Annotated in this window: 9 protein-coding genes; 8 read left to right on the forward strand and 1 reads right to left on the reverse strand. The window is 70.9% G+C overall.

Translation table 11 applies throughout. From position 1 onward, the window contains the following. From FGD71_RS36190 to nudC, 4 genes are all read left to right on the forward strand, one after another. Positions 1 to 1,552, forward strand: a 1,552-nt coding sequence (locus FGD71_RS36190) for a PD-(D/E)XK nuclease family protein (protein ID WP_140936037.1), incomplete at its 5' end; no start/stop codon positions are given. 134 nt (positions 1,553 to 1,686) lie between these two features. Further along, positions 1,687 to 5,172, forward strand: a complete 3,486-nt coding sequence (locus FGD71_RS36195) for an ATP-dependent helicase (protein ID WP_162931322.1) — start codon at positions 1,687 to 1,689, stop codon at positions 5,170 to 5,172. 10 nt (positions 5,173 to 5,182) lie between these two features. Beyond that, positions 5,183 to 6,586 carry a dipeptidase gene (locus tag FGD71_RS36200; RefSeq protein ID WP_119104792.1) on the forward strand — a complete coding sequence of 468 codons (1,404 nt, stop codon included), beginning with the start codon at positions 5,183 to 5,185 and terminating at the stop codon, positions 6,584 to 6,586. A 97-nt stretch (positions 6,587 to 6,683) separates the two neighbouring features. After that, a complete protein-coding gene (gene nudC, locus FGD71_RS36205) occupies positions 6,684 to 7,631 on the forward strand; it encodes an NAD(+) diphosphatase (protein WP_181359341.1) in 948 nt (315 codons plus the stop codon). Positions 7,632 to 7,636: 5 nt separating this feature from the next. Here the strand turns inward: nudC and FGD71_RS36210 are convergent, their stop codons facing one another. Next, positions 7,637 to 7,879 carry a mycoredoxin gene (locus FGD71_RS36210; protein WP_119104788.1) on the reverse strand — a complete coding sequence of 81 codons (243 nt, stop codon included), beginning with the start codon at positions 7,877 to 7,879 and terminating at the stop codon, positions 7,637 to 7,639. 151 nt (positions 7,880 to 8,030) lie between these two features. On the opposite strand from FGD71_RS36210, the gene FGD71_RS36215 reads away from it, so the two are divergent. From FGD71_RS36215 to FGD71_RS36230, 4 genes are all read left to right on the forward strand, one after another. Then, positions 8,031 to 10,226: an ATP-dependent DNA helicase UvrD2 gene (locus FGD71_RS36215; RefSeq protein WP_181359342.1), complete on the forward strand. Its 2,196-nt coding sequence runs from the start codon at positions 8,031 to 8,033 to the stop codon at positions 10,224 to 10,226. Between the two features lie 163 nt (positions 10,227 to 10,389). Next, positions 10,390 to 10,710: a hypothetical protein gene (locus FGD71_RS36220; RefSeq protein WP_119104789.1), complete on the forward strand. Its 321-nt coding sequence runs from the start codon at positions 10,390 to 10,392 to the stop codon at positions 10,708 to 10,710. A 175-nt stretch (positions 10,711 to 10,885) separates the two neighbouring features. Continuing rightward, positions 10,886 to 11,254 (forward strand): WhiB family transcriptional regulator, encoded by a 369-nt coding sequence (locus FGD71_RS36225; RefSeq protein ID WP_119104790.1) that lies wholly within the window; start codon positions 10,886 to 10,888, stop codon positions 11,252 to 11,254. Then, complete coding sequence (locus FGD71_RS36230; protein WP_119104791.1) at positions 11,251 to 11,574, forward strand: hypothetical protein; 324 nt, start codon at positions 11,251 to 11,253, stop codon at positions 11,572 to 11,574. Before FGD71_RS36225 ends, FGD71_RS36230 begins: the two co-directional genes overlap by 4 nt. Positions 11,575 to 11,656: the final 82 nt, after the last annotated feature.

Raw genomic sequence — 11,656 nt, forward strand, 5'->3', positions numbered from 1 at the left:
CGCCCGCCGCGGCGGCGCGGCCGGCCGCAACGCGGACCGCGACCTCGACGCCGTGTGCGCGCTGTTCGCGACCGCGGCCCGCGCGGAGGAGCGCACGGGCGGCCGCGGCGCCCTCAACTTCCTGGAGGAGGTCGAGGCTCAGGACATAGCAGCCGACACGCTCACCCGCAGAGCCGTACGTCCCGACGCCGTACGCCTCATGACGGCACACCGCTCCAAGGGCCTCGAATGGCGTCTCGTCGTCGTCGCGGGCGTCCAGGAAGGCCTGTGGCCGGATTTGCGCCGCCGCGGCTCCCTGCTGGAGGCCGACCGCATCGGACGCGACGGGCTCAGCGAACCGCTCACCCCCGGAGCGCTGCTCTCCGAAGAACGCCGTCTGTTCTACGTGGCCGCCACGCGCGCGCGTGAACGCCTCGTCGTCACCGCGGTGAAGGCCCCCGCCGACGACGGTGACCAGCCGTCCCGCTTCCTCACCGAACTCGGCGTCGAACTCAAGGACATCACCGGCCGCCCCCGCCGCCCCCTGTCCGTCGCCGCTCTCGTCGCCGAGCTGCGTGCCACGACCGTCGATCCCCGCGTCTCGGACACCCTCAGGGAGGCCGCCGCCCGCCGCCTGGCGCGGCTCGCCGCGCTCGGCGACGAGGACGGCCGTCCCCTCGTGCCGTCCGCGCACCCCTACCGCTGGTGGGGCATGTACGAGCCCACCGAGAGCAAGGTGCCGCTGCGCGACCGCGACAAGCCCGTCGTGCTCTCCGGAAGCGCCCTCGACCAGCTCGCCAACACCTGTGCCCTCCAGTGGTTCCTCGGCCGCGAAGTGAAGGCCGACGCCCCCGCCACCGCCGCCCAGGGCTTCGGCAACGTCGTGCACGTCCTCGCCGACGAGGTCGCCTCGGGCCGCACACCCGCCGACCTCGACGTCCTCATGGAACGCCTCGACTCCGTGTGGAACGCGCTCGCCTTCGACGCGCCCTGGAAGTCGGCGCAGGAGAAGGAGCACGCGCGCGTGGCGCTCGAACGGTTCCTCAAGTGGCATGTCGATCCCAACGGCGCCCGCGCGGGCCGTACCCCGGTGGCCAGCGAGCACGACTTCGACGTCACCCTCGAAGCGGGCTCCTACGAAGTACGCATCCGCGGCTCCATGGACCGCGTCGAGCAGGACACCGAAGGCCGCGCCTACGTAGTCGACTTCAAGACCGGCAAACAAGCACCGAGCGCCGCCGACGTGGCCCACCACCCGCAACTCGCCGTCTACCAGCTCGCTGTCCGCGAGGGCGCCGTCGACGAGGCCTTCGACGGAGAACGCCCCGACCCGGGCGGCGCCGAACTCGTCCAACTCCGCCAGGGCGCCCCCAAGAAGGACGGCGGCGAAACCCTCCCCAAGGTGCAGGCGCAGCAGCCCCTCTCGGGGGAGTGGATCGGCGACCTCCTCGCCACCGCCGCGGGCAAGGTCCTCGACGAACGGTTCACACCGACCACGGGACAGCAGTGCACACACTGCGCGTTCCGCGCCTCGTGCAGCGCACGGTCCGAGGGACGCCACGTGGTCGAGTGACCCGGCACCAGCGGGCCGCGTCGTCAACCGACACCGCGAGTGACATACCGCACCACACGTGCTGACCAGCGCATCCTCCGGCCCGGCGGCCGATGCGGCGTCCGCTGTCAGTGGACGCGGCTAGCCTCTCTGAGGTGCCCGCCCGTATCACCGATCCCGAACAGCTCAAAGAGCTCCTCGGCATCCCGTTCACCCCGGAGCAGACGGCCTGCATCACCGCACCGCCCGCCCCGCAGGTGATCGTGGCCGGAGCGGGCTCCGGCAAAACCACGGTGATGGCCGCCCGCGTCGTGTGGCTGGTCGGCACCGGGCAGGTCGCCCCCGAACAGGTACTCGGCCTGACGTTCACCAACAAGGCGGCCGGCGAGCTCGCCGAGCGCGTGCGCACCGCGCTCGTCAAGGCCGGTGTCACCGACCCCGACGTGATCGACCCGGACAACCCGCCGGGAGAGCCCGTCATCTCCACCTACCACGCCTTCGCGGGCCGCCTCCTGACCGAGCACGGCCTGCGTATCGGGCTCGAACCCACCGCGCGGCTCCTCGCGGACGCCACCCGCTTCCAACTGGCCGCGCGTGTACTGCGCGAGGCTCCAGGCCCCTACCCGGCGCTCACCCGCTCCTTCCCCGACCTCGTCAGCGACCTCCTCACACTCGACTCCGAACTCGCCGAACACCTCGTGCGCCCCGAGGAGCTGCGCGCCTACGACGCCTCGCTGCTCCGCGACCTGGAACGCGCCAAACTCACCAACGCCGACCTGCGCAAGGTCCCTGAAACGGCCGCCGCCCGACGGGAACTGGCCGAACTGGTGGGCCGCTACAGAGCGGCCAAACGCGAGCGCGACCTCCTCGACTTCGGCGACCAGATCGCCCTGTCGGCGACACTCGCCCGCACCCGCCCCGAGGTCGGCGCCATCCTGCGCGACGAGTTCCGCGTGGTCCTGCTCGACGAGTACCAGGACACGTCGGTCGCTCAACGCATCCTCCTGGCAGGCCTGTTCGGCGGCGGCACCGGCCACCCCGTGACCGCCGTCGGCGACCCCTGCCAGGCGATCTACGGCTGGCGCGGCGCCTCCGTCGCCAACCTCGACGACTTCCCGCAGCACTTCGCGCACCCCGACGGCCGCCCCGCGACCCGACAGGCGCTCAGCGAGAACCGCCGAAGCGGCGGCCGCCTGCTCGACCTCGCCAACGACCTCGCGGAGCCCCTGCGCGCCCTGCACGCGGGCGTGGAGGCCCTCCGCCCGGCCCCTGGTGCCGAGCGCGACGGCATGGTGCGCTGCGCGCTGCTGCCCACCCACGCCGAGGAGATGGACTGGCTCGCCGACTCCATCGCCCATCTCGTACGCACCGGAAAAGCGCCCGGCGAGATCGCCGTCCTGTGCCGCACCGCGACCGACTTCGCCGAGATCCAGGGCGCACTCGTCGCCCGCGATATCCCCGTCGAGGTCGTCGGCCTCTCCGGGCTGCTGCACCTCCCGGAAGTCGCCGACCTCGTCGCCGTCTGCGAAGTACTTCAGGACCCAGGCGCCAACGCCTCGCTGGTCCGCCTGCTCATCGGCCCGCGCTGGCGCATCGGCGCCCGCGACCTCGCCCTCCTGGGGCGCCGTGCCCGGCTCCTGGTGTCGCACGCGCGCGTGGGTGCCGACGACGACCCGGACCGCCGGCTCGCCGCGGCCGTCGAGGGGGTGGATCCGGCCGAGGTCATCTCGCTCGCGGACGCTCTCGACACGTTCCTGGAGACACCCCTGGGAGGCACCGGGGACGACGACGGCCTGCCGTTCTCACCGGACGCGCGCGTGCGGTTCGCACGACTCGCCGCCGAACTGCGCGACCTGCGCCGCTCGCTCGCCGACCCGCTGATGGACGTCCTGCACCGAGTCCTCGCCACGACCGGCCTGGAGGTGGAACTCTCCGCATCCCCGCACGCCCTGGCCGCCCGCCGCCGCGAGACCCTGTCCAACTTCCTCGACGTCGCCGCGTCCTTCGCCGCCAACGACGGCGAGGCCACCCTCCTCGCCTTCCTCGGCTTCCTGCGCACGGCCGCCCAGTACGAGAAGGGCCTCGACAACGCCCTGCCCGGCGGCGAGAACACCGTCAAGGTGCTCACCGCCCACAAGTCCAAGGGCCTGGAGTGGGACGTCGTCGCGGTACCCGGGCTCGTGACCGGAACGTTCCCCAGCAGCCAGGGCCGTGAGAAATGGACCGCCCAGGGCAAGGTCCTGCCGCACGAACTGCGCGGCGACGCCGACACACTGCCCGACATCGACGCCTGGGACTCCAGGAGCATGAAGGCCTTCCACGAGGCCATGAAGGACCACCAGCACACCGAGGAACTCCGCCTCGGCTACGTCACGTTCACCCGCCCCCGGTCCCTGCTGCTCGGCTCCGGCCACTGGTGGGGCCCCTCCCAGAAGAAGCCACGCGGCCCCTCCGACTTCCTGCAAGCCCTGTACGAGCACTGCGCGGCCGGGTACGGCGAGATCGAGGCCTGGGCGGACCAACCCCAGGAGCACGAGGCGAACCCGGCGCTGCACAAGGCCACCGGCGAGCACGCCTGGCCGCTTCCGCTGGACGACGCGGCACTGGCACGCCGACGGGCAGCCGCGCAGACGGTGCTCGCCCATCTGGAGTCCGGCCACCCTCACGAGGCGGCCCACCCGTCGGCACAGGACGAAACCATTGACGCGGAGGACCGTTTCGAAGAAGAACCGCCCTTCGACGACGACCCTCCGTACCTGGACGAGCCCCCTTACGAGGAGGCCGACATCGCGGACGAGGACCCGGGCGACTGGGAGGCATGGACCCGGAGCCGGCCGAAGATCCCGCACCCCACCCCGTCCCCGGACGCCCGCCCACACCCTCCCGAAACCACGCCCCTCACCCCCGAGGAAGCCCGCACCATCGCCTCCTGGGACCGCGACCTCGACGCCCTCACCGGAGAGCTCCTGCACGCCCGCGAGAGCGTCACGGACGTGCCCCTGCCGCCCGCCCTGACCGCCTCGCAGGTGCTGCGTCTGGCCGCCGACCCCGACGGCTTCGCACAGGAACTGGCCCGCCCCATGCCACACCCGCCGCAGCCCGCCGCACGCCGCGGTACCCGGTTCCACGCCTGGGTCGAGGCCCGCTTCGAAGAACTCCGCCTCCCCATGCTGGAGCCGGACGAGCTGCCCGGCAGCGAAGCCGAGATCGCCGACGAGCGCGACCTGGAAGCCCTCAAGGACGCCTTCGAACGCACCGCCTACGCCCACCGCACGCCCCACCGCGTCGAAGCTCCCTTCCAGCTCGCGATCGCGGGACGAGTCGTACGAGGCCGTATCGACGCCGTCTACAAGGAAGGCGACGGCGACGAGACGACGTACGAGATCGTCGACTGGAAGACCAACCGCACCCGCACCGCCGACCCCCTCCAGCTTGCGCTCTACCGGCTCGCCTGGGCAGAGCAGCAGGGCGTACCCCTGGAGTCCGTCAAGGCCGCTTTCCTGTACGTGCGCAGCGGCGAGCTCGTCCGCCCCGACGCCCTGCCGGACCGGGCCGCCCTGGAGCGGCTCCTCCTGGAGGAACCACAGGACGAAGCGGCCCCCGAAGAACCGCCGGACCGGCACGCGCGCGTGGACGGATAGGCTCGTGGCCATGAGCAAGACTCCGGACAGCGCCGTCCGCACGTACATCGCACAGCACCGCGCCGCCTTCCTCGACGACCTCGCCGACTGGCTGCGCATCCCGTCCGTGTCGGCCCAGCCCGACCACGCGGTGGACGTACGGCGCAGCGCCGACTGGCTTGCCGCGAAACTCCACGAAACCGGCTTCCCGACCGCCGAAGTATGGGCGACCCCCGGCGCCCCCGCCGTCTTCGCCGAATGGCCCTGCGACGACCCGCGGGCGCCCACCGTCCTCGTGTACGGACACCACGACGTGCAGCCCGCCGCCCGCGAGGACGGCTGGGACACCGACCCCTTCGAACCCGTCATCCGCGGAAACCGCCTCCACGCGCGCGGCGCCGCCGACGACAAGGGACAGGTGTTCTTCCACACACTCGGCGTCCGCGCCCACCTCGCCGCCACCGGCCGTACCACCCCAGCCGTTCACCTGAAGCTGCTCATCGAAGGCGAGGAGGAATCCGGCTCCCCGCACTTCCGCGCCCTCGTCGAGGAACACGCGGCCCGGCTCACCGCCGACGTCGTGATCGTCTCCGACACCGGCATGTGGTCCGAGGACACCCCCACCGTGTGCACCGGCATGCGCGGCCTCGCCGAATGCGAGATCCAGTTGCACGGACCGGACCAGGACATCCACTCCGGCTCCTTCGGCGGCGCCGTCCCCAACCCGGCCACCGCCGCCGGCCGCCTCGTCGCCGCCCTGCACGACGAGCACGCGCGCGTGGCGATCCCCGGCTTCTACGAAGGCATCGTGGAACTCACCGACCGCGAACGCGCACTCCTCGCCGAACTGCCCTTCGACGAGGAACAGTGGCTGCGTACGGCCAAGTCGTCGGCCGTCCACGGAGAGGCCGGACACACCACCCTGGAGCGCATCTGGGCCCGCCCGACCGCCGAGGTCAACGGCATCGGCGGCGGCTACCAAGGCCCCGGAAGCAAGACGATCATCCCCTCCTCGGCCATGGTGAAGCTCTCCTTCCGGCTCGTCGCCGGCCAGGATCCCGACCTCATCGAGAAAGCCGTTCGCTCCTGGGCCGCCGAACAACTGCCCACCGGAATCCGCCACGAGATCACCTTCGGCGCCGCCACACGCCCGTGCCTGACACCGCTGGACCACCCGGCCCTCCAGTCCGTCGTACGCGCCATGGGCCGCGCCTTCGGACAGGAGATCCGCTTCACCCGTGAAGGAGGTTCAGGACCCGCCGCGGACCTCCAGGAAGTCCTGGCCGCCCCGGTGCTCTTCCTCGGCATCTCCGTCCCGTCCGACGGCTGGCACGCCCCCAACGAGAAGGTCGAAATCGACCTTCTCCTCAAGGGCGTCGAAACAGCCGCCCACCTGTGGGGCGACCTCTCGGACAACTGGCGCGATGCATCCTGAAAGCCCTCTCACCCGCGCAAAGCCCGCCGAAACGCCGCCGATTCCTGCCCTACGTCCCGCTGACATACCCATTCCACCGGGGGAGTTGGAAGCACCCGTGACCACCTGGACCGATCACACCGCCGACCGTCCCATCACACTCACCGCCCCGAGCGGCATCGACCGGGCCGCCCACCACCGGCTCGACGAAGCCTGGCTCGCAGCGGCGTGGAGCCACCCCACCACCCGCGCCTTCGTGGTCTCCGGCGGCCAGGTCCTCATCGACGAGACGGAGGACGGCACCACCGAACTGGTGATGACCCCCTCCTTCGAAGCCCCCCTCACCGAGGCACACCGCTACTTCCTCGGCACCGACGACGACGGCGTCAGCTACTTCGCGCTGCAGAAGGACGCACTGCCGGGCCGCATGGACCAGTCCGCGCGAGCCGCGGGACTGCGCGAGGCAGGCCTGCTCCTGTCGCCCCGCGACGCGGGCCTCATGGTGCACGCGGTCGCGCTGGAGAACTGGCAGCGCCTGCACCGCTTCTGCTCCCGCTGCGGTGAACGCACCGTGATCGCGGCGGCCGGCCACATCCGCCGCTGCCCCGCCTGCGGCGCCGAGCACTACCCGCGCACCGACCCGGCCGTGATCATGGCCGTGACGGACGACGACGACCGCATCCTGCTCGGCCGCCAGGTGCACTGGCCCGAGGGTCGCTTCTCCACCCTCGCCGGCTTCGTCGAGCCCGGTGAGTCCATCGAACAGTCGGTACGCCGCGAGGTCTTCGAAGAGGCCGGCGTCACCGTCGGCGAGGTCGAGTACGTCGCCAGCCAGCCCTGGCCGTTCCCCTCCAGCCTCATGCTGGGCTTCATGGCCCGCGCCACCTCGGCGGAGATCAACGTCGACGGCGACGAGATCCACGAGGCCCGCTGGTTCTCCCGCGAAGAACTGCGGGCCGCCTTCGAGTCCGGGGAAGTACTTCCCCCTTACGGGATCTCGATTGCGGCCCGCCTGATCGAGCTCTGGTACGGCAAGCCCCTGCCGAAGCCGGGCACGGCCCTCTAGCGCCTTTAGGCCGCGATCTTCTGCTTGACCTGCGCCAGGGAGGGGTTCGTGAGCGTCGAACCGTCCGGGAAGAGGACTGTGGGAACCGTCTGGTTGCCACCGTTCGCCTTCTCCACGAACGCCGCGGACGCCGGGTCCTGCTCGATGTTGATCTCGTTGTACGCGATGCCCTCACGGTCCATCTGGCTCTTCAGCCGACGGCAGTAGCCACACCACGTGGTGCTGTACATCGTCACAGTGCCCGGCATGTCTCTCGTGCTCCTTCGCTGCTGGGGGGTGCGTGTTCGCAGTGGGTGGAACGCACGTGACGGGGCGCCCATTCCCGCATCAGTACGACTGCAGGCGGCTCCCTGTGGACAACCGCCGCACCCGTCCCCGCCGACCTGGCAGCATGGCGGGGTGACACCAGCAACGCACTCCACCCTCTTCCCGCAGGTTCCGGACGCGGCCGACGCGGTGCTCGAAGGGCTCGACCCCGAGCAGCGCGAAGTCGCCACCGCCCTGCACGGTCCGGTGTGCGTGCTGGCAGGGGCCGGCACGGGCAAAACCCGGGCGATCACCCACCGCATCGCCTACGGCGTGCGCGCCGGGATACTCCAGCCCTCCAGTGTGCTGGCCGTCACCTTCACCAACCGCGCCGCCGGCGAGATGCGTGGCCGCCTTCGCCAGCTCGGCGCCTCCGGCGTCCAGGCCCGCACGTTCCACTCCGCCGCCCTTCGCCAACTCCAGTACTTCTGGCCGAAAGCGGTCGGCGGCAGCCTGCCCCGGCTCGTCGACCGCAAGATCCAACTCGTCGCCGACGCCGCGGCCGCCTGCCATGTCCGCCTCGACCGGGGGGAACTGCGCGATGTCACAGCCGAGATCGAATGGTCCAAGGTCACCCAGACCGTCCCCGCCGACTACGCGGCGGCCGCCGCCAAGGCCGGCCGCGACGCGCCCCGCCACCCGGCCGAGATCGCCCAGCTCTATGCCGCCTACGAGGACCTCAAACGCGACCGCGCGGTCATCGACTTCGAAGACGTCCTGCTGCTGACCGTCGCCATCCTCCAGGACCGGCACGACATCGCCGAAGAAGTCCGCGCCCAGTACCAGCACTTCGTGGTCGACGAATACCAGGACGTCAGCCCCCTCCAGCAGCGCCTCCTGGAACTGTGGCTCGGCGAGCGCGACAACCTCTGCGTCGTCGGCGACGCCAGCCAGACGATCTACTCGTTCACCGGCGCATCCCCCGACCACCTCCTCGACTTCCGTACCCGCCACCCGGGCGCCACCGTCGTCAAGCTGGTCCGCGACTACCGCTCCTCACCCCAGGTCGTCCACCTCGCCAACGGCCTGCTCGCCCAGGCCCGTGGCCGCGCCGCCGAACACCGCCTGGAGCTCATCTCCCAGCGCGCCCCGGGCCCCGACCCCGTCTACAGCGAGTACACGGACGAGCCCGCTGAGGCCGAGGGCGCGGCCCGCCGTGTCCGCGATCTCATCGCTTCCGGTGTCCCCGCGGCCGAAATCGCCATCCTCTTCCGTACGAACTCCCAGTCGGAGATCTACGAACAGGCCCTCGCCGACGCGGGGGTGCCCTATCAACTGCGCGGAGCCGAGCGGTTCTTCGACCGCCCGGAAGTACGAAAGGCGGGCATCGCGCTCCGCGGCGCAGCCCGCTTCGGCGGCAACGACGCGCTTCTGGACGACACCGTCGACCTCCCCTCGCAGGTACGAGCCGTGCTGTCGGGCGAAGGCTGGACCAGCCAGCCCCCCGCCGGCTCGGGCGCGGTCCGCGAGCGCTGGGAATCCCTCGCCGCCCTGGTCCACCTCGCACAGGACTTCGCCGCCGCCAAACCCGACGCCACCCTCGGCGACCTCGTCGCGGAACTCGACGAGCGCGCCGGCGCCCAGCACGCCCCGCCCGTCCAGGGCGTCACGCTCGCCTCGCTCCACTCCGCCAAGGGCCTGGAGTGGGACGTCGTCCTCCTCGTCGGCGTCGCCGAGGGCATGATGCCGATCACCTACGCGAAGACCGACGAACAGATCGAAGAGGAGCGCCGCCTGCTCTACGTCGGCGTCACCCGCGCCCGAGAGCACCTCTCCGTCTCCTGGGCACTGTCCCGCTCACCCGGCGGCCGCCCGGGCCGCCGCCCCAGCCGCTTCCTCGACGGCCTGCGCCCCGGCTCCGGCAACGCCGCGCCCCGAGGCGGCACCGTGGGCACCGGAGGTGTCGTGCGCGGAACCACGGGGGGTGTCGAGGACGTGGTCCGGCGGGTGAACCGCAAACCGGCCCGCTGCCGCGTGTGCGGCCGCACCCTCACCGACGCCGGCGAGATGAAACTGATGCGCTGCGAGGACTGCCCCTCCGACATGGATGAAGGCCTTTACCAGCGGCTTCGAGACTGGCGAGCGGCGCAGGCGGAGCGCAGCGGGCAGCCGGACTTCTGCGTCTTCACGGACAAGACGCTGATGGCCATCGCCGAAGCGGTACCGGCCACTCCGGCCGAGCTGGCCGGTATCCCAGGGGTCCTCACCCGCAAGCTCAAGCGCTTCGGAACCGATGTTCTGGCTATCTGTGCAGGTCAGGACGTTGAGGGAGTGGAAGATGAGCACTGAATCAAACTCGTCGAAAAAATAGTTTGCGCATGCCCCAGCAATCCCCATAGGTTCTTAAGCACGGAAGCGGCGGCCTTCTCGAAGGCCCCGGTTTCGTGCTGTACTTAACAACCGACGGACCGGCTCAACCCGGTCCCAGAGACGCCGAGAGGAGGCGATTCCAGTGATCAGCATCAACACCAGCTCCACCACCGTCAGCACCGCCAAAATGACCGATCGCTCGGTCGTCTCCACGTGCCTGCTCGGCTTCTCGAACCAGGGCACCGGTGTGTTCGGCATTCCTGCCGTCCGGCCGGCGTCCGCCGTGTCTCTCGCGGGCCTTCCCGTCCGTGAGCGCAATGAGCGACCGATGAAGGCACTGGAAGCAGTAGAGGCACAGGCGCACGCCTATGCCTTCGCGGCCGCCGGTGCCGGATCCCGCAAGCAGACGCACCACACGATGTGGGCCTTCCGTGGGCCTGAACCCTGGAGTGATCCAGCCTGATCGGCGATCAGGCCGGCGCCTTCAGGGCCGCGGAACCCCACCCGGGATCCGCGGCCCTTCTGTTTGTCCCCGACCAGGGACAACAGAGCGAAGGGGCCTCGGGACAAGAAAAGAACCCGGTACCAGCCGACACCCGGCCCACCCGGCCGGAACGACCAGACGAGGAAGACGAACCGTGCAACTCGAAGCGCACGCCCCGTCCGTACCGCCTTCCGAAACGATCCCCCCGCCCGGCCCCACGGAGGACTCCACCTTGACCCCGCTCACTGCGCTCACCGCGCTCGACGACGCCATCGAGAACCTCGGCGTGCCCGTCCCCTGCCGTTCCTACGACCCGGAGGTCTTCTTCGCCGAGTCGCCGGCCGATGTCGAGTACGCCAAGTCCCTCTGCCGCACCTGCCCGCTGATCGAGGCCTGCCTCGCCGGCGCCAAAGAGCGGCGTGAGCCCTGGGGTGTCTGGGGCGGCGAGCTCTTCGTCCAGGGTGTCGTTGTCGCCCGGAAGCGGCCGCGTGGCCGCCCGCGCAAGAACCCGGTTGCGGCATGAACATCACAGGAACGATCGATCGCCCCCTGACGCACGACCCCAAGAAACAGGCCCCGATGAAGCCGTCCACCAACGAGCCCGCCGGCTCCGCGATTCCAGACTTCACCACCACCGGCGCGAACGACTCGCGTCAGAACAGGACCCGAGAGATGCAACTCATCCCAGAAGCCCTGGCTCGTGCGCATATGCACGAGCGGCAGCGCGCCGCTGCGGCCGAGCGCCAGGCGATCCGCCTGGTCGTGGCCCGCCGGATGCAGCGTCGCGCCGAGCGCGCGTCGCTCCGCGCTCGCCGCGCCCTGGCCATGGCGGTCATGCAGTAAGGCGCGTTGACGCAACAGCGACAACAGCGACACCAGCAAAGGCAAACCGCTGCTCGCGGGGGCCGGTCCGAACGGACCGGCC

Origin of the sequence: Streptomyces sporangiiformans, assembly GCF_005768555.2 — a bacterium.
Classification (GTDB): Bacteria; Actinomycetota; Actinomycetes; order Streptomycetales; family Streptomycetaceae; genus Streptomyces; species Streptomyces sporangiiformans.

Coding starts and splice junctions, on each gene's coding strand:
- FGD71_RS36200 (WP_119104792.1), top strand. CDS start 5,183: ATGAGCAAGACTCCGGACAGCGCCGTCCGCACGTACATCGCACAGCAC.
- FGD71_RS36210 (WP_119104788.1), bottom strand. CDS start 7,879: ATGCCGGGCACTGTGACGATGTACAGCACCACGTGGTGTGGCTACTGC.
- FGD71_RS36230 (WP_119104791.1), top strand. CDS start 11,251: ATGAACATCACAGGAACGATCGATCGCCCCCTGACGCACGACCCCAAG.